We start from the raw sequence: 20,587 nt of genomic DNA, 5'->3' as shown, positions 1-20,587 counted from the left end.
CGAGGCCGGCTGGAGACCGGCTCCCGGACTGGTCCCGGGCACCCGACCGAGTCTCGTAGGCTTGCCCCCATGAGCAGCGCACGCACCGCCTGGGGCCACGGACTCGCGACCATCCACGACAGCGGCGCGGTTCTCGACACCTGGTACCCGCAGCCCGCGCTCGGCGACCGGCCGGCGGATGCCGTGGCGCCGGCCGAGCTGGACGCGCTGGTCACCAAGGACGACGTCCGCAAGGTCCGCCGCGAGGTGGTCACCACCGAGATCGACCTCGACGCCGCGCCCGCCGACCCCGCTGACGCCTACCTGCGGCTCCACCTGCTCTCCCACACGCTCGTCGCCCCCAACACGATCAACCTCGAGGGCCTCTTCGGCGTGCTGGTCAACGTGGTCTGGACCACCCAGGGGCCGTGCGCCGTCGACGGGTTCGAGCTGACCCGGGCCGGGCTGCAGGCGCGCGGTCCGGTGCAGGTGCTCGGCGTCGACAAGTTCCCGCGGATGACCGACTACGTCGTGCCGGCCGGGGTCCGGATCGGTGACGCCGACCGCGTCCGCCTCGGGGCGCACCTCGCCCCCGGCACGACCGTCATGCACGAGGGCTTCGTCAACTTCAACGCCGGCACGCTCGGGCACTCCATGGTCGAGGGCCGGATCAGCCAGGGCGTCGTGGTCGGCGACGGTTCCGACATCGGCGGTGGCGCGTCCACCATGGGCACCCTCTCCGGTGGCGGCACCGACCGGGTGAGCATCGGCGAGCGTTGCCTGCTCGGCGCGGAGTCGGGTCTGGGGATCGCGCTCGGTGACGACTGCGTGGTCGAGGCCGGCCTCTACCTCACCGCCGGCACCAAGGTGACGCTCACCGACGGCCGGGTCGTCAAGGCCCGCGAGCTCTCGGGCCAGTCCAACCTGCTGTTCCTGCGCAACTCGGTCACCGGCACCGTCGAGGCGCGCGCGCGCGACGGCCACGGGATCGTCCTGAACTCGGCCCTGCATGCCAACGACTAGGCGCGGTGGCGTCGTCCTCGCGGAGCAGCGCCACCCTTCGCGCACCCGCAAGCTCGTCACCCGGCTCGTGCTCCTGCTGTTCGTCGCGGGTCTCGCGGTCGCCGGGGTGGTCGGCGCGCGTGGTCTCATCACCAACTTCGGCGGCCCGCGCTGTCAGGCGACCGCCGCGGGCGCGAGCGTCGACTTCGACCCCAGCCAGACGGCATACGCGGCCACCATCGAGGCGGTCGCCGAGAAGCGGGGGCTGCCCGCCCGGGCGGCCACGATCGCGATCGCGACCGCCATCCAGGAGTCCAAGCTCCGCAACCTGAAGTACGGCGACCGCGACTCCGTCGGGCTGTTCCAGCAGCGACCCAGCCAGGGGTGGGGCACCGTCGCGCAGATCCTCGACCCGGTCTACGCCAGCAACAAGTTCTACGACGCGCTGGTCAAGATCGACGGCTACGAGGACATGCGGATCACCGAGATCGCGCAGAAGGTGCAGAAGAGCGCCTACCCCGAGGCCTACGCCGACCACGAGACGGAGGGTCGGCTGCTCGCCTCGACCCTGAGCGGCCACTCCCCCGAGGGCATGGGCTGCCGGCTCGACGACGCCACCTCCGGCGACCCCGCGGCCCTGAAGTCCGCGCTCGCGAAGGAGCTGGGCGTCAAGGCCACGGTCACCGGTCGCAGCCTGACCGTCAAGGCCGGCTCCGAGCGGGCCGCCTGGAGCGCCGGTGCGTATGCCGTGGCGAAGGCCTCGGTGCACGGCGCCACGGCGGTGCAGGTCGGCTCGCGCGAGTGGACCCGGACCCGCGACTCCTCCGGCTGGGAGTGGCACGACGCGAAGAAGCGTCGCGGGGCCACCACCGTGACCGTCACCTTCGCCCCCTGAGCCCGCCGCCGATGCGACCAACCCTGGCCATGTGAGTGAGCGCCAACCCACTCTCAGGACGAGCCGGAGAGTGGGTTGGCGCTCACTCACGTGACACCTGTGGAGAAAGTCGGCCCCCTCTCCACACACAACGCGATCCTCGGACGGTGCCACTACCTCGTCGTCCACTGCCGCCATCGCTCGGGCGCGGATCGTTCACGGTCGCGCAGGCGGTCGAGGCCGCCGTCCCGGAGCACCGGCTCCGTGCGGGCGACCTGGCCCGGCCGACGTGGGGCGTGCGGTCGCACCGCGAGGCCACGACGCTCGACCAGCTCGCCGCCGACGTGGCCCTGGCCCTCCCCCCGCCCTGGGCGTGGTCGCACCTCACGGCGGCACGTCTCTTCCGGCTCCCACTTCCCTCTGAGTGGACCCGTGCCGAGCCCCTGCACGTGCTGCGCCCCACCGAGTGCGCCCAGGTCAGGCGCCCCGGCCTGGTCGGGCACCGGGGCCTCGAGCGGCGCGAGACCCTGACGCTGCGCGGACACCCGACGACGACCGCGGCGTGGACGTGGGCTGATCTGGCGAGCCTGCCCCCGCTCTCGGTGGTCGACCTCGTCATCGCGGGGGACGCGTTCGCGACTCGAGACCCGGCCCTTTTGGAGCGCCTGGTCGCCATCGGTCGTCGAGGCGGGTCTCGTCGTGGGGCCCGAAAGCTGCGGGCCGCAGCGGAGCTGCTGCGGTCGGGGAGCGGGTCGCCGATGGAGACGCGAGCGCGACTGGCGTTCCTCGAGGCAGGACTGCCCGAGCCCGAGCTGAACGCGACCGTCCACGGAACGGACGGCCACTTCCTCGCGCGGGTCGACTTCCTCTGGCGCGAGGCCCGCGTCGTGGTCGAGTACGAGGGAGACCAACACCGGACGGACCGACGCCAGTGGCAGAACGACATCGCCCGGGTGCGCCTGCTCGAGGAGGACGGCCTGCGCGTCGTCCGCGTCACCAGCCTCGACCTGTTCGACGCGAGCCGACTGAGAACCCTGGTCGCGATGCTGCGGGGACTCGTCACGTGAGTGAGCGCCAACCCACTCTCAGGCGAGCCGGAGAGTGGGTTGGCGCTCACTGGACGCTGCGCGGAACGGCGGACCGTCAGCCGACCGTCAGCGGCCGGTCATCTCGACGTAGGCGCGCTCGGTGGCGCCGGTGTAGATCTGGCGCGGACGGCCGATCTTGGTCTGCGGGTCCTCGATCATCTCGCGCCACTGTGCGATCCAGCCGGGCAGCCGGCCGAGCGCGAAGAGCACCGTGAACATCCGCTCGGGGAAGCCCATCGACTTGTAGATCAGGCCGGTGTAGAAGTCGACGTTCGGGTAGAGCTTGCGCTCCACGAAGTAGTCGTCCTCGAGGGCGCGCTGCTCGAGCTGGAGCGCGATGTCGAGCAGCGGGTCGGAGACACCGTCCTTGGTGAGGATCTTGTCGGCCGTCTTCTTGATGATGGCGGCGCGCGGGTCGTAGTTCTTGTAGACCCGGTGGCCGAAGCCCATCAGCTTGACCCCGTCCTCCTTGTTCTTGACCTTCTTCACGAAGGTGTCGACGTCGCCGCCGTCCTGGTGGATGGTGTTGAGCATCTCCAGGACCGCCTGGTTGGCGCCACCGTGCAGCGGCCCGAACAGCGCGTTGATGCCGGCCGAGACCGACGCGAACAGGTTGGCATTGGACGAGCCCACCAGCCGCACCGTCGAGGTCGAGCAGTTCTGCTCGTGGTCCGCGTGCAGGATGAGGAGCAGGTCGAGGGCCTTGACCATGTCCTCGTCCATGTCGTAGGGCTCGGCCGGGAAGCCGAACGTCATGCGCAGGAAGTTCTCCGGCACCGACAGGGAGTTGTCGGGGTAGAGGAACGGCTGGCCGACCGACTTCTTGTAGGCGTAGGCCGCGATGGTCGGGAGCTTGGCCAGCAGGCGGACCGTGGAGATCTCCACCTGCTCCTTGTCGAACGGGTCGAGGCTGTCCTGGTAGAAGGTCGACAGCGCGGACACCGCGGACGACAGCACCGGCATCGGGTGGGCGTCCCGGGGGAAGCCGCCGAAGAAGGCCTTGAGGTCCTCGTGCAGCAGGGTGTGGCGCCGGATCTTCTGGTCGAAGTCCTCGAGCTGGGCCTGGGTCGGCAGCTCGCCGTAGATGAGGAGGTAGGAGACCTCGCTGAAGCTCGACTTCTCGGCGAGCTGCTCGATCGGGTAGCCGCGGTAGCGCAGGATCCCCTCGTCGCCGTCGATGTAGGTGATGGCGCTGCTGCACGACGCGGTGTTCACGAACCCGCTGTCGAGCGTGACGTTGCCCGTCTCCTTCAGGAGCTTCGAGACGTCGTAGCCGTCGTTGCCCTCGGCCGCCTTGACCAGGGGGAGCTCGAGGGTCTTGCCCCCGGCCGTCAGGGTGGCGCCAGCAGTTGCGTCAGTCATGCGAAATCCATCCTCCACGTGATGCGGGCGCCCAGATCCGTGTGCCACCGGGCGCTTCCCGCGCACTGCGACGCTACCCCACCACGGGGGGCCTCAGGGAATCGACCCGACTAGCCTGCGAGACGCTCGGCCGCCGCGCCGATGCGCTCGTCGGTGGCCGTGAGGGCGATGCGCACGTGCTCGCGACCGGCTTCGCCATAGAAGCTGCCTGGCGCCACGAGTATGCCGCGGGCGGCCATCGCGTCGACCGTCGCCCAGCAGTCCTCACCCCGGGTCGCCCAGAGGTAGAGGCCCGCGTCGGAGTGGTCGACGCGCAGTCCGAAGCGCTCCACGGCAGCACGCAGTGTGGCGCGGCGGGCGGCATACCTGGCCTTCTGCTCGGCCACGTGGACATCGTCGCCGAGCGCGACCGTGAGGGCCTGCTGCACCGGCCACGGCACGATCATCCCGGCGTGCTTGCGGACCTCGAGCAGCCGTCGCACGAGCGACACGTCGCCGGCGACGAAGGCCGCTCGGTAGCCGGCGAGGTTGGACTGCTTGCTGAGCGAGTAGACGGCGAGCAGGCCGTCGCGGCTGCCGCCACAGACCCGCGGGTCGAGGATGCTCGGGGTCGTGGGCGCGGCGTTGTCGCCGGCGCCCTCCCGCCAGTCGAGCTCGGCGTAGCACTCGTCGCTGGCCACCACGACTCCGTGGTGGCGAGCCCAGTCGACCACCTTGGCGAGGTGGTCGACGCCCAGCACACGACCGGTCGGGTTGCTCGGGCTGTTGAGCCACAACAGCTTCGGTGTCGTGGCGGCGGTCAGGGGGCCCAGCGCGGCGAGGCCGTCGACCACCTGCGGCCGGGCGCCGGCGAGGCGGGCGCCCACGTCGTAGGTCGGGTAGGCCACGCCCGGGAACCCGACGATGTCGCCCTCCCCCAGACCCAGCAGGGTCGGCAGCCACGCGACCAGCTCCTTCGAGCCGATGGTTGGCAGCACCCCGTCGGGGTCGAGGTCAGGGACCCCCCGTCGGCGGGCGAACCATGCCGCCACCGCCTCGCGGAGCTGGGGTGTGCCGTAGGTCTGCGGGTAGCCCGGCGCGTCGGCGGCAGCGCGCAGTGCCTCCTGCACGACCTCGGGGGTCGGGTCGACCGGGGTGCCGACCGACAGGTCAACGATCCCCCCGGCAGCGCCCGTCCCACCAGCGCCCGTCCCACCAGCAAACAGACTCGCCCGCTCCTTGTACGGAGCGAGCGAGTCCCAGGGAAAGTCAGGCAGTGCCCGCGGGCTCGTCACTCGTCGTGGACCTGCGGCGGCAGGTCGGCGATCAGCGGGTGGTCCTTGGGGATCAGGCCGAGCTTGGCCGCACCGCCCGGGCTCCCGAGGTCGTCGAAGAACTCGACGTTCGCCTTGTAGTAGTCGGCCCACTGCTCGGGGGTGTCGTCCTCGTAGTAGATCGCCTCGACCGGGCACACCGGCTCGCAGGCGCCGCAGTCGACGCACTCGTCCGGGTGGATGTAGAGGGACCGCTCGCCTTCGTAGATGCAGTCGACCGGACATTCCTCGATGCAGGCCTTGTCCTTGAGGTCCACACAAGGCTGGGCGATCACGTACGTCATGTCGCACATACTATGCGGCTCATGTCGGCCGACGTCAGCAACCTCCCCCTCGGGTCCCGAGTCGTGGTCAGGTGGCGGCTGGAGGCGCCTGACCCGGCCACCGGCGCGACCCTCACCGACGCCGTCGGCACGCTGGTCGGGCGCGACGCCGAGACCGTGCAGGTCGAGACGTCCCGCGGTGTCGTGACGATCGAGCAGGCGCGGGTGACGGCGGCCAAGGAGGTGCCGCCGAAGCCGTCCCGACGCGGCGCAGCCCACCTCGCCCTCACCATCGAGGACCTCCAGAGGGTGATGACGCCGGCCTGGGGCGCGGTCGAGCGCGGGACCCTCGGCGACTGGGCGCTGCGCGCCTCGTCCGGCTACACCCAGCGGGGCAACTCCGTGGTGCCCGTCGGCAGCCCCGGCAAGCCGCTCGCCGACGCCGTCGCCGACGTCGAGGACTGGTATGCCGCGCGCGGCCTGCCGGCCAAGTTCGCGCTCGCGGGGCCCGAGGGTTTCGACCCCGCCGACGACCCGCTGGGTGCGCTCCTGCTGGGCCGCGGCTACACGGTCGGCAGCCGCACCCTGAACCTCACGGCCGCGCGGGAGACCATCGCCGCAGCCGATCCCGGCGGCCCGGCCGTGACCCTCGCCGGCGAGCTGACACCCCAGTGGCTGGGGGCCTACCGCCACACCCGTGCGACGGTCCCGGGCGCCACGGAGGCAGTCCTGCGCGACAGCCCCCGCGTGGTGTTCGCGAGCATCACCCCGGGAGGTGGTCTGTCGCAGCAGCTCGGCCTGCGCGCTGCGGATGCCGCAGGCACCACGCCGATCGCGTTGGCACGACTGGGGATCGGCGCGGGCTGGGCCGGGCTCGGCGCGGTCTGGACCGACCCGGCATACCGGGGGCGGGGGCTGGCCGCGCACCTCACCGCCAGTCTCGCGGCGCACCTGCGCCAGGAGGGCATCGGGCTGATCCACCTCCAGGTGGAGCACGACAACCACACCGCGATCCGCCTGTACCGGCGGCTCGGCTTCGACGTGCACTCGTCGTACGCGTACCTCACCCAGGACTGAGGGGACCACGACTCGCCGGGCTCCTCACCACCCGGGTGCGGGTGGGCGAAATCGGCTGGCGCGCGGGTGGCCGCGACGGCCAGAGTGACGCCCATGACGTCACGCATCTCGCACACCAGCATCGACTCACGCAACGCCCACGACCAGTCGGTCTGGTGGGGTCAGGTCCTGGGCTTCTCCGAGGACCCCCGCGACCCCAACCTCCCGGGTCACCAGGAGTGCATGATCTTCTCGCCCGACGGCCGACAGCGGGTGCTCTTCATCGAGGTCCCGGAGGGCAAGACGGTCAAGAACCGCGTGCACTTCGACCTGTGGCCGACCGACGGCACCATGAACGAGGAGGTCGAGCGGCTGTTGGCCGCTGGTGCCGCGCTCGTCCAGGACCTGCGCGACCAGCACGGGCCCGGCACGGGCTGGGCGACGCTGGCCGACCCCGAGGGCAACGAGTTCTGCGTGCTGCGCAGTGAGTCCGAACGCCCGGACCCCTACGCCCACCTCGTGAGGTAGGTCGCAGGGGTCGGGACGTCCAGGCTGGCTGCTGGCTGCTAGCTGGTGCGGAGCGACTGGTCCGCGACGAGGGTCCCGCCGGCGGCCCGGGCGAGCGGCTTGGCCGCCCAACCGGCACCACAGCCGATGACGGTGCCGACGTAGGCCGTGCCGCCACGGACGTCGACGACCGGGATCGACTCGGAGACCTGGGTCGACGTGCCCGGCAGGTTCGCCTTGTTGACCCAGACGTTGTTGATGAGCGCCGTGCCGCCGAGCACCATGATGTAGCCGGTGTCCTTCTGGTCGGTGAAGTCCGTCGGCCGGGCCATGGCGAAGTTGAGCTTGATGTTGGTGAAGGACGCCTGGCCCTTCGTCACGATCAGCGCGCCCATGGCCTGGTCGTTGGCGTTCTGGCCCTCGATGACGCAGTCGGTGAAGTCGAGGCCGCCCTGGGTGGTCGCCTCGACGAGGACGGCCCGGGAGCCGCCGCGGGCGGTGAGGTAGAGGTGCTTCACGGCGGTCTTCGACAGGTTGCTGAAGCGCATCAGGTAACGACCCTGGTTGGCGCCCTGCCACCCGTAGTTGAGGTCGCCGGCGACCCAGAGGAAGTTGTCGGACCCACGCAGCGAGAACTGCGTGTCCTGCACGCCGACACAGGTCCAGGAACCCTTGGTGGTGACCAGCGTCATCGAGAAGGGGTCGGCCGGGGTGCCCAGGACGTGCTTGAAACCGAAGAACGACAGCGTGTCCAGCGTGGTGGCGTAGGACGTCCCGGCGCTGTAGGGGTGGTGGTAGAACTGCGAGACGCCGTTCGAGGACTTGAAGGTGATGCCCGCGACCATGACGTTGTAGGTGGTCGAGGTGCCGACCAGCCACGACTTGGCGCCGTTGCCGCAGTTGAGCGTCACGTTGCACTGCGGGAGCGCGCCGGCCGTGTTGGCGATCTCGGGGTTCTGCCACCCGACGTTGGGGCCGAGGATGCGCAGCCCCGAGAAGGTCGTGCGGGTCTGGCTGAAGGTGTGGCTGCGGGGGGAGAGGCGGATCGGTCGACGCGGGCTCGAGGTCCGCGCGAGGTCGAGCGCTGCGGTCAGCTTCTGGTCGTCGGTGCCGGTGAACGAGTCGAGGAGGATGTCGTCCTCACCCGAGGCGGTGGCCGCCGATGCGGATGTCGTGCCGTTCACGACGGCGGCCCCCGTCGTGACGACTGCTGCTGCGCCGAGGCGCTTGAGGATGGTTCTGCGGGGGGTGGGCATTGGTCTCCTTCGGCCCCGGGGGGAGGGCACTGGCTTGCGGGGATGGCCCACCGGGGGGACTGGCCGGCGGGCATCGACCAGCACCAGTCATGCCAGGGGGCAGGACTGGTCACCCAAGACGGTGGCGTCCTTCCAGGACGCTCTTCCGACGGCCACCTCCCTGCAGGAAGGCTCCGGACACCGGCCCAGCGGTGCGGATGTCCACACGCGGATCGACGAGGCAGGAGACTAGCCAAAGACCCGGAGCCGACGAAATCCACGAGGCGCCGATTGCACGTTAAATAAGGACATCCCGGACACTTGGCGGCCCCGTGGAGTGGCGGATCGCCGCCGATCGCGGCCGAGGGGCAACCGCGTGACCAGCGTCGTCGCCGCAGGACCCCACCGACGGACCCCTGCCGTCGGAAGGCCGCCACCCCGAGGACGAGATCTGGCTCCCCCCACCACCCGCGGACCCCTCGTCAGCGAGCGCTGGCCCCGGGTGGGGTCAGTTGGCGTTCGGATGGGTGCAGGTGACCTTGTCCTCGGGGATGTAGTGCGTGGTGAAGCTGGACGTCCGGATGGTCTTGCCGGCCTTCTTGAAGACCCGGGTGACGGTGACGTCGAAGCCGGTGCTCGGACTCTGTGTCACGCACCCGGGCCGGTCGTCCACGATGGTCCTCGGCTGGACGACGTTGCGGCGCGGGCTCTTGACGCTGTCGATGTCCCACACCTTGGTGCCGTGGAACGTCACGGTGACCGAGCCGTTGGAGACGAAGGCCTGGATGAGGATCCCGTAGCCCGTGTCGTTGGTCCACTTCTGGTCGACGTCAGGCCAGGAGATGGTCGCCTCGCGCCCCTCGGGGTACCTCGAGATGTAGAAGCTGTGCGCGAGGTACTCGTCGATCCGCACCCCCGAGAAGAACGCGGCGTTGAAGGTCGTGGTCGACAGCTGCGAGATGCCGCCGCCGTAGTCGGTCGTGAGGCGACCGTTGTTGATCACCGGTGCGGGGTTGTAGCCCTTGGCGGCGGTGCGCTGGCCGAGCACCTTGTTGAGGCTGAACTGCTCGCCCGGACCGACGTAGGTGCCGTTGAGGGTGCGGGCCGCGATGGTGATGTTCTCTGTGCGCGGCGGGTTGTAGGGGAAGTACGTGGTGAAGGTGGAGACGACCTCGCGCGGCTTGATCTTCTCGGCCTCGGCGGTGGTCAGCTTCGGCTGCACCACGGCGGTCGTGACGGTCGCGGTCCGCGTGGAGGAGGTCAGGGCGGGGACGAACGCCGACACGATCGACTTCTCGTCGAGCGTGGCTCCGGCGGCGGACGGCACCACCACCGGCGTGGTCCCCTTGAAGGTGATCTTGGCGTCACGAGGCTTGGCCTCGAGCCCGGCAGCCGCGGCCGACTTCCGCACTGCCGCAACGAGTTTGGCGTTGTCGATCGATGGAGCGAGGTTGCCGGCCGAGTCGGGCTTCATCGCCAGGGCCGGCGCGAACGCCGCAGGCGCCACGGCGAAGGACTTCGCGCCGACCTTGACGGTGACCGGCGCCGACACCGCGGGAGCGGCGAACTCGGCCACCGCCCGGTCCACCTCCTGCGCGCTGACCGCGGGGGCGACCCGGTCGACCTGCGGCGTGACCGGCGTCGTGCTCGGCCACCGGGCGGCCACCTCGTCGGCGGTCTTCTCCACCGACAGGGTGGAACCCTCCACGGGCTGCACGACCTTGACCTTGCCGGCCGGGAACGTCACCGATCCCTGGACGACCTCGGTGTCGAGGGTGGCCTCGACGGCACGGAGCGCGGCACGCAGCTTGTCGCGGTCGACGCTCGTCTCGAGCCTCTCCGCGGACCCGCCGGACAGGTTGTTCCAGACGTCGGCGGGGTGGAGGCTGAACCCCGAGAGACCGTCGACGGTGCCCGCGTAGTCGATGGCGAGACCGGCCGTCCGGGGGTCGAGCTGGAACGTCTTGTCGCCCGCCTGGAGCGTGATCTTGGCACCCTCGCGCGAGGCCAGCGCGCGGCGCAGGGTGTCTTCTGCCGACTTCGGTGCCATGCCGCCCACCGGCACCCCCGCCACGGTGGAGTTGGCGGGGATGTGTCGACCGAGGAACCAGGCCATCCCGAGATAGCCGGCCAGCAGCACGGCCACGGCGACCCCGAAGCGCAGCGCAGCCGATCCGCTGTCCTTCACGGGCAGACTCCCATCACTTGAGGGCCTGGTATCGGCTCCGGTAGTACACCAGCGCATCTGCGGGGTGCTCTGTGCTCGCGTGCGAGACTACTTCGCCCACGACGATGCTGTGGTCACCAGCCGGGTGTACCGCCGTGGTGCGCACCTCCAGCGTGGCCAGGGCGTCGTCGAGGAGGGCGACGCCGGTGGCGCTGCCGCGGTGGTGCGCGATGCGGTCCAGCTGCCCGTGCAGCGGCCGTCCGGGCGTGGAGAGCCACTGGGCGACCGGTCGCTGGTCGGCGCCGAGCACGCTGACGCCCCAGACGCCGGACTCGACGATCGCATCGTGGAACCGCGCGTCGACCTCCACGCAGGCCAGCACCAGCAAGGGGTCGATCGAGACCGAGGTCAGCGCGTTCGCCGTCATGGCGTGGTCGTGGCCACCGCTGAAGGTGGTCAGCACGGTCACGCCCGTGGCGAACCGGCCCATCGCCAGCCGGAAGTGGTCGCTGTCGACGGGGGCAGTCGGCGCCACCGCACCGGGGACGTCGTCGGAGCCCAGAGGGGGCGCGGCATCGGCGGGACTCATCGGTCCCCGCCAAGCAGGTCCGTATGCCGCCCGGTCGCCCGCGCCTCGGACGGCGCGAGCCGTCCGGTGCCGGGATCGAGGGGGGCGAAACCCTCTCGGCCGGGGATGCGGGCGGCGAGGTCGTTCGAGAGCGCGTAGACGACACCGGACGCGGCCACGGTGACCTGGGTGACGTGCTCGCGCAGGGCGGCGGCCTGCACGGGCACGAGCTCGGTACTGACCACCTCGTGGGTGACCAGGTCGTCGGCGACCACGGAGGGCGGGTACTCGCCATCCGGGTCGGGGAGCTGCCATCCGTGCTCGGTCGGAGGGTGCGCGGCCAGCCACTCGCGGTCCTGACGGGCCCACGACTGCGGCACCAGGACGGCATACAGAGGGGGTCGCTCGGCAGCGGGGAGCGAGGCGACGGCCGCGCAGGTGACGCGGTGGGTCTGGACGTGGTCGGGGTGGCCGTAACCGCCCTGCTCGTCGTAGGTCACGACGACGGCCGGTCGCACCCGCCGCACGACGTCGGCGACGAGCGCCGCCGCCTCGTCGACGTCGGCGTTCACGAAGGCGGCGGGGTTGGCCGCGCTGGGCGTTCCGGCCATGCCGGAGTCGCGGTAGCGCGACAAGGCACCCGTGGCCGGCTCGGCACCGAGCACCTCGTGGGTCACGCCGAGGACCGCCATCGCCGCGCGTAGCTCGTCGAGCCGGTACGCCCCGAGGACGTCGTCGTGGGCCGCGTCGAGGTGTTGCAGTGCGGGAGGGATGACCTCGCCCTCCTCCCCCAGGGTGCAGGTCAGCAGGTGCACGTGGTGCCCGTCGCGCACGTAGCGTGCCATGGTGAGGCCCGTCGTCAGTGTCTCGTCGTCCGGATGGGCATGGACGAACAACAGGCTCTCGGGCTGGGCGGTCACGTCGCTATTCCACACCCACGGCTGCGAGGTCGACGAACCCGCCCAGCGCCGCGTTGGCCGACAGGCCCGTCACCGAGCTGCCCGCCACGAAGAGCGCCTTGCGCTGCGCCAGCGCCACGAAGACCCCGCGCTCGGCCAGCGAGGCGTCGAGCCGGCTCCAGGAGTCGGCGCGGGCGGTGGCGTCGGAGAGCCCGCTGATGCGCGTGATCTCGGTGTTGACAGCGGGATCGGCGAAACCGCCGAAGTCGCGGCCGTTGCCGCTGTCGGAGAGGTTGAGGCGACTGTCGAACAACGGCGGGATGACGGTCGAGGCGGACGGCCACGCGGGCGCCCAGTTCGCCCAGAAGACGTCGGTCTGCGCGGAGCGAGCCGGCTTGGAGACCTCCGCGAAGTAGTCCTTGGTGACCGGTTGCAGGCTGACCGTGAACCCGGCCGACTCCCAGCCGTTGACCAGGGCGGCCATCGCCTTGTCGGCAGTCGGCGTCGAGCGGTAGGCCACGCGGATCTTCACCGGCAGGGTCAGACCCGACTCCTGCAGGGCAGCCCTGGCCGCGGCCGCGTCGCCCGCCGGTCCCGCGCCGACCGGATCGGAGTCGGTGTGTCCGGGCAGGGCCGGGCCGATGAGCGAGTACGCCTCGGTGGCCGCGCTCGCCCCACCGAGGGCGTTGACGTAACCCTCGCGGTTCGTCGCCAGCGCCAGGGCCCGGCGGACCTCGAGGTTGCGCATGACGCCCTTGCTGACGTTGGGCGCGAGGTAGTCGACGAACTGGGCGGACGGGTTCACCGACCGGGCCTTGAGGGCGGCGTCCGTCAGGACGTGCTGCTGCATGGCCGGCGGCGCCGAGTCGAGCGTGATCGCCCGACGGTGGACACCGGTGTCGTTGATGACCTGCTGCACCGCGGTCTGCGACTCGGTGCCCTCGACGTAGTCGATCGAGGTGGGCTTGGCCTGCCTGATCGGGTCGGAAGCCTTGTCCCAGTGGGGATTTCGCTCGAAGGTCCCTCCCGCACTGGGGTTCCAGGCATTCTGGAGCTGGTACGGACCGTTGGAGAACACGGCATACGTGCCGTCCGCGGCCTTGTCCTGGGACTGCTTCACCGGTGCGAAGACCGGCAGTGCGACGACCTGGTTGAAGTCGGCCATCGGCGTGCTGAGCCTGAACGTGACCGTCGTCCCGTCGCACGAGACCGCCTTGTCGAACGCCGCCTGGCCCTTGGCGTCCTTGGCGAACGGTCCTGGGTACAGGGACGACCCGTCGGCCTTGCGCGGGATGTCGAGGTAGGCCAGCGGGTAGTTGAGCCCTTCCGACGCGAACGGGGCGGCGAAGGACCTCGAGACGCCGTACCGCACGTCGTCGCAGGTGACCGGTGAACCGTCCTGCCAGCTCACGCCGTCACGCAGCGTGAACGACCAGCGCTTGAGCGAGCTGTCCACGCTGCCTGCGGTGGTCGCGAGGTCACCCTCGACCGTGCGCTGCTGGGCGGCATCCGCACCCGCGGGGAACGCCGTGAGCGTGCGGGTGAACACCCGGCCTGCGAACGCGATGTCCTGCGGGTTCGAGATCCGCTGCGGGTCCCAGGTGGCGACCGGTCCCAACGACAGCACGGTCAACCGACCCGCGGGCCCGGCCCCACTCGACCCGTCGGTGGTCGGGCCGGTGCAGGCCGACACCGTGAGCGCAGCTGTCGCTGCGCCCACGGCGAGGACCGAGGTCCATCGTGGTCGGCGGTCCTGCATCGAGGGCCGCACGCCTCAGGCGTTGCGCGCCCGGGCGGCGCTGCGGGCGCGGATGGTCTGGTCGAGCTCGACCTTGCGGATGCGGACGGCCTCGGGGGTGACCTCGACGCACTCGTCCTCGCGGCAGAACTCGAGCGACTGCTCGAGGCTCAGCTTGCGCGGCGGCACGATCTTCTCGAAGTTGTCCGAGGAGGAGGCGCGCACGTTGGTGAGCTTCTTCTCCTTGGTGATGTTGACGTCCATGTCGTCGGCGCGGGAGTTCTCACCGATGATCATGCCCTCGTAGACCTCGGTGGTCGGGTCGACGAACAGCGTCCCGCGCTCCTGGAGGTTCACCATGGCGTATGCGGTCACGACACCCGTGCGGTCGGACACGAGGGAGCCGCTGGTGCGGGTCGTGATCGGTCCGAACCACGGCTCGTAGTCCTCGAACACGTGGTGGGCGATGCCCGTGCCGCGGGTCTCGGTGAGGAAGAGCGTGCGGAAGCCGATGAGACCGCGCGACGGCACGAGGAACTCCATCCGGACCCAGCCGGTGCCGTGGTTGGTCATCTGCTCCATCCGGCCCTTGCGGGTGGCCAGGATCTGGGTGATCGCGCCGAGGAACTCCTCGGGGGTGTCGATCGTGAGGCGCTCGACCGGCTCGTGCGTCTTGCCGTCGACCTCACGGGTGACCACCTGCGGCTTGCCGACGGTCAGCTCGTAACCCTCGCGGCGCATCTGCTCGACGAGGATCGCGAGCGCGAGCTCACCACGACCCTGCACCTCCCAGGCGTCAGGGCGCTCGGTGTTGAGGACGCGCAGCGAGACGTTGCCGATGAGCTCCTTGTCGAGGCGGTCCTTCACCATGCGGGCGGTGACCTTCGAGCCACGGACCCGGCCCACCATGGGGCTGGTGTTGGTGCCGATCGTCATGGAGATGGCCGGCTCGTCGACGGTGATGACGGGCAGCGGGATGGGGTTCTCGGCGTCCGCGAGGGTCTCGCCGATCATGATCTCCGGGATGCCGGCGATGGCGATGATGTCGCCGGGGCCGGCCGACTCGGCGGGCTTGCGCTCGAGCGCCTCGGTCATCAGGAGCTCGGTGATCTTGACCCGCTCGACAGTGCCGTCGACCTTGCACCAGGCGACGTGCTGACCCTTGCGGATGGTGCCGTTGTGCACGCGCAGCAGGGCCAGCCGGCCGAGGAAGTTGGAGGCGTCGAGGTTCGTGACGTGCGCCTGCAACGGCGCCTCGTCGTCGTAGACCGGCGCGGGGATCGTCGACAGGATGGTCTCGAAGAGTGCCTCGAGGTCTTCCGCGTCCGGGAGGCCGCCGTTCTCCGGGCGGTTCATCGACGCGCGACCGTTCTTGGCCGAGGCGTAGACGATCGGGAACTCGATCTGGTGCTCGTCGGCGTCGAGGTCCATGAAGAGCTCGTAGACCTCGTCGACGACCTCGGCGATGCGGCTGTCGGGGCGGTCGACCTTGTTGATGCACAGGACGACCGGCATCTTCGCGGCGAGCGCCTTGCGGAGCACGAAGCGGGTCTGCGGCAGCGGGCCCTCGGAGGCGTCCACCAGGAGCACGACGCCGTCCACCATGGACAGGCCGCGCTCGACCTCGCCACCGAAGTCGGCGTGGCCGGGGGTGTCGATGATGTTGATCGTCGCGCCGTCGGGCAGGCCGGCCTCGGCGGCCGCCTTGCCGGCGTAGTGGATGGCGGTGTTCTTCGCGAGGATGGTGATCCCCTTCTCGCGCTCCAGGTCGCCGGAGTCCATCGCCCGCTCGTCGACGTGCTGGTGCTCGCCGAACGCACCGGCCTGCCAGAGCATCTTGTCGACGAGGGTGGTCTTTCCGTGGTCGACGTGGGCAACGATGGCGACATTGCGGATGTCACCGCGGGTCTTCATAGGCATGAGCACCATTGTCTCAGGCTTTCGAGCACGCCTCGACCACGGGCGAACGCACGCACCGGCACGTTCTCGCACGCAAACCACCCGAGCCGGGGTATGGCGTGCCTCACCCCCCGCCTAGACCCGATGGAGGTTTGGCGCGATCGCGTCGACGATGGGGAGGTCGGCCGGGAGCCAGGGCACGGCATACAGCTCGTCGGCGGCCAGCCAGCGCAGCTCGTCGTGGTCCTCGATCGGTGCCGGCACACCCGAGGTGACCGACGCGAACCACACGGTCATCGCCCAGGACTCACCGAGCGGCCAGCGGCCGCCTTCCAGGGGCCCAGGCACCCGCTCCCCCAGCGCGACCCCCACGCCGAGCTCCTCGAGCAGCTCGCGGTGCAGCGCCTCCTCGGGCTGCTCGCCCGGGTCGATCTTGCCGCCGGGGAACTCCCAGCCACCCGCGAGGGCAGGCGGCTCCGTGCGCCGGGCCGCCAGCAGCCGGGTGGGGCGGAGCAGGTCGTCGACGACCGCGGCACCCACGACCTCGCGAACCGTTCCTGCTGCCATTTCGGACATGTGTCTCACTTTTGTTAATTTCCGCGGCGCACGGGTCCAGCGACCGCAGTTCTCGCTAGGGTCTGCCGACAACCGCAGAAGGATTGCGCACGCACTCTTCCTGTGGAGGAGCACCACCCAGCACCACCCTTGGCGCCCGACCGGGTCGACCAAAGATCGCACATCAAGCGAGGTATACATGAAGCTCACGCGGAAGGCGGCCCCGGTCGTCGCCTTGGCGACGACGCTGGCCCTCACGCTGGCAGCCTGTGCCCAGTCCGACCGAACCTCCGACGGCAACGCGTCGAGTGGCGGTGGAGACGTCAAGGACACCATCACCTTCGGCGCCGCCGGCGCTCCGGAGCTCTTCGACCCCTTCTACGCCACCGACGGTGAGACCTTCCGGGTCACCCGCCAGATGATGGAAGGCCTGGTCGGCATCAAGCCGGGCACCGCCGACATCGAGCCCGAGCTGGCCACCAAGTGGGAGGCCTCTGCCGACGGCAAGGAGTGGACCTTCACCCTGCGTGAGGGCGTCAAGTTCTGGGACGGCGAGGCGTTCAACGCCGCAGCGGTCTGCTACAACATGGAGCGCATGTCCGACCAGAACGAGGTCGCGGCCGGTGGCCCGGCCGGTTACTGGGCCGACGTCATGGGCGGCTTCAAGAAGGACGGCGCCGACGCCCTCTACCAGGGCTGCACGGCCAAGGACGACATGACGGCGGTCATCAAGATCAGCCGCGCGACGTCCAAGTTCCCGACGGCGCTGTCGCTCGACTCGTTCTCCATGCAGTCGCCCAAGGCGCTCAAGGCCGGTGACGCCAACAACGTCACCAAGCAGGGCGATGGCTTCGGCTACCCGGCGTACTCGAAGAACCCGGTCGGCACCGGCCCCTACAAGCTCGACAAGTACGACCAGGCCAACAAGACGGTCACGCTCGTGCGCAACGACGCCTACTGGGGCGAGAAGGCCAAGACGGCCAAGCTCGTGTTCAAGATCATCCCCGACGAGAGCACCCGTCGTCAGGAGCTCGAGGCCGGCAGCATCGACGGCTACGACCTCCCGAACCCGGCCGACTGGAAGGGTCTGAAGGACTCGGGCAACAACGTCCTCGTGCGCCCCGCCTTCAACATCCTCTACATGGGCCTCAACCCGGCCAAGAACCCGAAGCTGAAGGACCTCAAGGTCCGTCAGGCTCTCTACTACGCCCTGAACCGCGAGCAGCTGGTCAAGACCCAGCTGCCCGAGGGCGCAACGGTGGCGACGCAGTTCATGCCCGACACCGTGGCCGGCTACAACAAGGACCTGAAGCCCTACGCCTACGACAAGGCCAAGGCCCAGTCCCTGCTCAAGGAGGCCGGCGCCGAGGGCATGACCCTCACGTTCGCCTACCCGTCCGAGGTGTCGCGTCCGTACATGCCGGACCCGCAGAAGATCTACGAGGCGCTGCGTGGCGACCTCGAGGCCGTCGGCATCAAGGTCAACGTCGTGACCAAGCCGTGGAACGGTGGTTACCTCGACACCGTCGACAACGGTGGCTACGACGCGTGGCTGCTCGGCTGGACCGGTGACTACAACTCCCCCGACAACTTCATCGGGACGTTCTTCGGTGGCCTCAAGACGAACGACTTCCACACCAGTGCGACGTCGTACGGCGCGAAGCTCTCGGCGGACCTCGCTGCTGCGGACGCCATCGTGGACGAGGGCCAACGGGCCGCTGCCTACGAGAAGCTGAACCAGGAGATCATGGAGCAGGACCTCCCGGGTCTGCCGATCAGCCACTCCCCGCCGGCCCTGGTCGTCAGCAGCAAGCTGAAGGGCCTCGTGGCCAGCCCGCTGACCGCCGAGACGTTCTCCTCGGTGACGGTGAGCAAGTGACCTGAGGTTCGCCTCGGACAGCACTACCAACACTGTGGCCGTCCCAGCAGAATCGCTGGGACGGCCACAGTCGTGTACCGCCCGGGTTCGGTTGTGCCGAACCGTCGAACGTGATCCACTCCGGTCGTCCGAACTCTCGCCCGTGAAGGAGAATGACCCACCGTGCTGAGATTCATCCTGCGAAGGCTGCTGCAGATGACGGGCGTCGTCATCGTCCTGTCGCTGCTGGTCTTCCTGTGGTTGCGCAGCCTTCCGGGGGGCACGGTCTCCGCCATCCTCGGCGAGAAGGCCACCCCCGCCCGGCGGGCCGCCCTGGAGAAGGCCCTCGGCCTCGACCAACCGCTGTACGTCCAGTACTGGGAGTTCGTGAAGCGGGCCGTGAGGGGGCAGTTCGGGTCGAGCACCGGCGTGCTTCCCGGGGTCGACGCGTTCCAGATCTTCCTGCAGCGGTTCCCGGCCACCGTCGAGCTGAGCATCTTCGCGCTCGTCCTGGCGGTCGCCCTCGGCATCCCCTTGGGCTACATGGCCGCCCGACGCCGGGCCGGGTGGTTCGACAACCTCTCCGTGGTCGGCTCGCTGATCGGTGTCGCCGTGCCGGTCTTCTTCCTCGCCTTCCTGCTCAAGTACGTCTTCGCCGTGAACCTGCACTGGCTGCCGGTGTCGGGGCGCCAGGACCCGGGTCTCGACGCCACCCGCGTCACCGGCTTCTTCGTCCTCGACGGGCTGCTGACGCGCGAGTTCGACGCGGCCTGGGACGCCGTCAAGCACCTCATCCTCCCCGGTCTGGCCCTCGCGACCATCCCGTTCGCGGTCATCTTCCGCATCACGCGGGCCGCGGTGCTCGAGGTGATGGACGAGGACTACGTCCGCACCGCCGAGTCCAAGGGCCTGACCGCCCGGGTCATCCGCGGACGCCACATCCTGCGCAACGCCCTCCTGCCCGTGGTGACGACGATCGGCCTCCAGACCGGCGGCCTGCTGGTCGGCGCGGTCCTCACCGAGCGGGTCTTCTCCTTCGGCGGCCTCGGCGAGGCCACCGCGCTGTCGTTCGAGCGCAAGGACTACGCGGTGCTCCAGGTCCTCCTGCTGATGTTCGCCGTGACGTTCGTCATCATCAACCTCCTGGTCGACATCGCGTATGCCGTGATCGACCCCCGGATCCGGACGAGGTGACCCCCGTGCCCAACCCCTTCAGCCCCCGCGGCCGCAAGCAGCGGATCGACGACCTGGCCGCGAGCTCCTTCGGCTCCCCCTCCGGCGGGGTCTCCCTCGACGAGCACTCCGTCGACACCGCCGGCCACGTCGAGGAGGGCGCCGGAGTCTCGCTCATCGCGAGCGCCTGGCGCCGCCTGCGCCGCAACCCGGTCTTCCTCCTCGGCCTGTCGATCAGCGCGCTGTTCATCCTGCTGGCGATCTTCGCCCCGCTCATCGCCCCGCACGACCCTGCGGCCCGCCTGCTCATCGACGAGGTCCGGCCCCAGAGCAACCCGATCCCGGGCCCCCAGCCGGGCTTCCCCCTCGGGGCCGACAACTCGGGCCGCGACATCCTGTCCCGGCTCATCGTGGGCTCGCAGCAGACCCTGCTCGTCGGTGTGATGGCCACCTCGTTCGGCTTCCTCGGTGGGCTCACCCTGGGGACGACGGCCGGCGCCTTCGGCGGATGGGTCGACTCGGTCGTCATGCGGCTCGTCGACGTCATGCTGTCGATCCCGTCATTGCTGCTCGCGGTCTCCATCGCGGCGCTGGCCGCCCAGCCGAGCCAGTGGACCGTCATCATCGCCATCGCGACGGTGCAGGTGCCGATCTTCGCGCGACTGCTGCGGGGGTCGATGCTCGCCCAGCGGGCCAGCGACCACGTCCTCGCCGCGAGGGCCCTCGGCGTGAAGCGGTCGGCCATCGTGTTCCGGCACATGCTGCCCAACGCCCTCGGGCCCGTCATCGTCCAGGCGACCCTCGTCCTGGCCGGAGCCATCATCGACGCGGCCGCGCTGTCCTTCCTCGGTGTCGGCAACCCGGACGACCGCAAGCCCGAGTGGGGACAGATGCTGGGCAAGGCCCAGCCGTTCATCTACGACCACCTCACGCTGGCGGCATACCCGGCCCTGTGCATCATCGTCGTGGCGCTCGGCTTCACCCTGATGGGCGAGTCGCTGCGCGAGGCGCTCGACCCCAAGAGCAGGAGGTAGCGCGACCATGACCGCCC

General features: G+C 70.1%; 18 protein-coding genes. 8 read left to right on the top strand and 10 right to left on the bottom strand.

Going from position 1 to position 20,587, the window contains the following annotated elements; all coding sequences use genetic code 11:
• The first annotated feature begins 69 nt into the window (after positions 1 to 69).
• From dapD to ABD262_RS01785, 3 genes are all read left to right on the top strand, one after another.
• Positions 70 to 1,002 carry a 2,3,4,5-tetrahydropyridine-2,6-dicarboxylate N-succinyltransferase gene (gene dapD, locus ABD262_RS01795; RefSeq protein ID WP_344130236.1) on the top strand — a complete coding sequence of 311 codons (933 nt, stop codon included), beginning with the start codon at positions 70 to 72 and terminating at the stop codon, positions 1,000 to 1,002.
• On the top strand, positions 989 to 1,876 hold the full coding sequence (locus ABD262_RS01790) for a hypothetical protein (protein ID WP_344130233.1): 888 nt from the start codon (positions 989 to 991) through the stop codon (positions 1,874 to 1,876). Before dapD ends, ABD262_RS01790 begins: the two co-directional genes overlap by 14 nt.
• A gap of 146 nt (positions 1,877 to 2,022) precedes the next feature.
• Positions 2,023 to 2,922 carry a DUF559 domain-containing protein gene (locus ABD262_RS01785; protein ID WP_344130230.1) on the top strand — a complete coding sequence of 300 codons (900 nt, stop codon included), beginning with the start codon at positions 2,023 to 2,025 and terminating at the stop codon, positions 2,920 to 2,922.
• Between the two features lie 87 nt (positions 2,923 to 3,009).
• Here ABD262_RS01785 and ABD262_RS01780 read toward each other — a convergent pair whose 3' ends face one another.
• The 3 genes from ABD262_RS01780 to fdxA all read right to left on the bottom strand — a co-directional run bounded on the left by ABD262_RS01780 (position 3,010) and on the right by fdxA (position 5,902).
• Positions 3,010 to 4,305 carry a citrate synthase gene (locus ABD262_RS01780; protein ID WP_344130227.1) on the bottom strand — a complete coding sequence of 432 codons (1,296 nt, stop codon included), beginning with the start codon at positions 4,303 to 4,305 and terminating at the stop codon, positions 3,010 to 3,012.
• Positions 4,306 to 4,415: 110 nt separating this feature from the next.
• Positions 4,416 to 5,579, bottom strand: coding sequence for a succinyldiaminopimelate transaminase (dapC, locus tag ABD262_RS01775; protein WP_344130224.1), 1,164 nt, complete (start codon positions 5,577 to 5,579; stop codon positions 4,416 to 4,418).
• Positions 5,576 to 5,902 (bottom strand): ferredoxin, encoded by a 327-nt coding sequence (gene fdxA, locus ABD262_RS01770; protein ID WP_056924243.1) that lies wholly within the window; start codon positions 5,900 to 5,902, stop codon positions 5,576 to 5,578. The genes dapC and fdxA overlap by 4 nt, the downstream gene beginning before the upstream one ends.
• A gap of 21 nt (positions 5,903 to 5,923) precedes the next feature.
• Here fdxA and ABD262_RS01765 point away from each other — a divergent pair, with 21 nt between their 5' ends.
• Together ABD262_RS01765 and ABD262_RS01760 are read left to right on the top strand one after the other, a co-directional pair.
• Positions 5,924 to 6,958 (top strand): GNAT family N-acetyltransferase, encoded by a 1,035-nt coding sequence (locus ABD262_RS01765; RefSeq protein ID WP_344130218.1) that lies wholly within the window; start codon positions 5,924 to 5,926, stop codon positions 6,956 to 6,958.
• A 93-nt stretch (positions 6,959 to 7,051) separates the two neighbouring features.
• A complete protein-coding gene (locus tag ABD262_RS01760) occupies positions 7,052 to 7,465 on the top strand; it encodes a VOC family protein (protein ID WP_344130215.1) in 414 nt (137 codons plus the stop codon).
• Positions 7,466 to 7,503: 38 nt separating this feature from the next.
• Here the strand turns inward: ABD262_RS01760 and ABD262_RS01755 are convergent, their stop codons facing one another.
• From ABD262_RS01755 to ABD262_RS01725, 7 genes are all read right to left on the bottom strand, one after another.
• Positions 7,504 to 8,700: a hypothetical protein gene (locus ABD262_RS01755; protein WP_344130213.1), complete on the bottom strand. Its 1,197-nt coding sequence runs from the start codon at positions 8,698 to 8,700 to the stop codon at positions 7,504 to 7,506.
• A gap of 487 nt (positions 8,701 to 9,187) precedes the next feature.
• Positions 9,188 to 10,867 carry a VanW family protein gene (locus ABD262_RS01750; protein ID WP_344130210.1) on the bottom strand — a complete coding sequence of 560 codons (1,680 nt, stop codon included), beginning with the start codon at positions 10,865 to 10,867 and terminating at the stop codon, positions 9,188 to 9,190.
• Between the two features lie 13 nt (positions 10,868 to 10,880).
• On the bottom strand, positions 10,881 to 11,435 hold the full coding sequence (locus ABD262_RS01745; protein ID WP_344130207.1) for a flavin reductase family protein: 555 nt from the start codon (positions 11,433 to 11,435) through the stop codon (positions 10,881 to 10,883).
• Entirely contained in the window at positions 11,432 to 12,334 is a 903-nt protein-coding gene (gene mshB, locus ABD262_RS01740) for an N-acetyl-1-D-myo-inositol-2-amino-2-deoxy-alpha-D-glucopyranoside deacetylase (RefSeq protein ID WP_344130204.1), read from the bottom strand. The genes ABD262_RS01745 and mshB overlap by 4 nt, the downstream gene beginning before the upstream one ends.
• A 4-nt stretch (positions 12,335 to 12,338) precedes the next feature.
• A complete protein-coding gene (locus ABD262_RS01735; protein WP_344130201.1) occupies positions 12,339 to 14,033 on the bottom strand; it encodes an ABC transporter substrate-binding protein in 1,695 nt (564 codons plus the stop codon).
• Positions 14,034 to 14,087: 54 nt separating this feature from the next.
• Positions 14,088 to 15,971: a translational GTPase TypA gene (gene typA / locus ABD262_RS01730; RefSeq protein WP_344130198.1), complete on the bottom strand. Its 1,884-nt coding sequence runs from the start codon at positions 15,969 to 15,971 to the stop codon at positions 14,088 to 14,090.
• 114 nt (positions 15,972 to 16,085) lie between these two features.
• Entirely contained in the window at positions 16,086 to 16,526 is a 441-nt protein-coding gene (locus ABD262_RS01725; RefSeq protein WP_344130195.1) for a (deoxy)nucleoside triphosphate pyrophosphohydrolase, read from the bottom strand.
• 178 nt (positions 16,527 to 16,704) lie between these two features.
• Between ABD262_RS01725 and ABD262_RS01720 the strand changes: the two genes are divergently transcribed.
• From ABD262_RS01720 to ABD262_RS01710, 3 genes are all read left to right on the top strand, one after another.
• Complete coding sequence (locus tag ABD262_RS01720) at positions 16,705 to 18,384, top strand: ABC transporter substrate-binding protein (protein WP_344130192.1); 1,680 nt, start codon at positions 16,705 to 16,707, stop codon at positions 18,382 to 18,384.
• Between the two features lie 162 nt (positions 18,385 to 18,546).
• Entirely contained in the window at positions 18,547 to 19,557 is a 1,011-nt protein-coding gene (locus ABD262_RS01715) for an ABC transporter permease (RefSeq protein WP_344130189.1), read from the top strand.
• Positions 19,554 to 20,570, top strand: a complete 1,017-nt coding sequence (locus ABD262_RS01710) for an ABC transporter permease (protein WP_344130187.1) — start codon at positions 19,554 to 19,556, stop codon at positions 20,568 to 20,570. The genes ABD262_RS01715 and ABD262_RS01710 overlap by 4 nt, the downstream gene beginning before the upstream one ends.
• The last annotated feature ends 17 nt before the right edge of the window (positions 20,571 to 20,587 follow it).

The organism is Pedococcus bigeumensis, assembly GCF_039531795.1.
GTDB classification, from domain to species: Bacteria; Actinomycetota; Actinomycetes; order Actinomycetales; family Dermatophilaceae; genus Pedococcus; species Pedococcus bigeumensis.
The sequence above is the reverse complement of the archived record's forward strand: the minus strand, read 5'-3'. Positions and strand labels throughout refer to the sequence as shown.

Excerpts from the sequence above, each read along its gene's own strand:
- dapD (WP_344130236.1), top strand. The coding sequence starts at position 70 with ATGAGCAGCGCACGCACCGCCTGGGGCCACGGACTCGCGACCATCCAC.
- ABD262_RS01790 (WP_344130233.1), top strand. The coding sequence starts at position 989 with ATGCCAACGACTAGGCGCGGTGGCGTCGTCCTCGCGGAGCAGCGCCAC.
- ABD262_RS01780 (WP_344130227.1), bottom strand. The coding sequence starts at position 4,305 with ATGACTGACGCAACTGCTGGCGCCACCCTGACGGCCGGGGGCAAGACC.
- fdxA (WP_056924243.1), bottom strand. The coding sequence starts at position 5,902 with ATGACGTACGTGATCGCCCAGCCTTGTGTGGACCTCAAGGACAAGGCC.
- ABD262_RS01765 (WP_344130218.1), top strand. The coding sequence starts at position 5,924 with ATGTCGGCCGACGTCAGCAACCTCCCCCTCGGGTCCCGAGTCGTGGTC.
- ABD262_RS01760 (WP_344130215.1), top strand. The coding sequence starts at position 7,052 with ATGACGTCACGCATCTCGCACACCAGCATCGACTCACGCAACGCCCAC.
- ABD262_RS01755 (WP_344130213.1), bottom strand. The coding sequence starts at position 8,700 with ATGCCCACCCCCCGCAGAACCATCCTCAAGCGCCTCGGCGCAGCAGCA.
- ABD262_RS01745 (WP_344130207.1), bottom strand. The coding sequence starts at position 11,435 with ATGAGTCCCGCCGATGCCGCGCCCCCTCTGGGCTCCGACGACGTCCCC.
- typA (WP_344130198.1), bottom strand. The coding sequence starts at position 15,971 with ATGCCTATGAAGACCCGCGGTGACATCCGCAATGTCGCCATCGTTGCC.
- ABD262_RS01725 (WP_344130195.1), bottom strand. The coding sequence starts at position 16,526 with ATGTCCGAAATGGCAGCAGGAACGGTTCGCGAGGTCGTGGGTGCCGCG.
- ABD262_RS01720 (WP_344130192.1), top strand. The coding sequence starts at position 16,705 with ATGAAGCTCACGCGGAAGGCGGCCCCGGTCGTCGCCTTGGCGACGACG.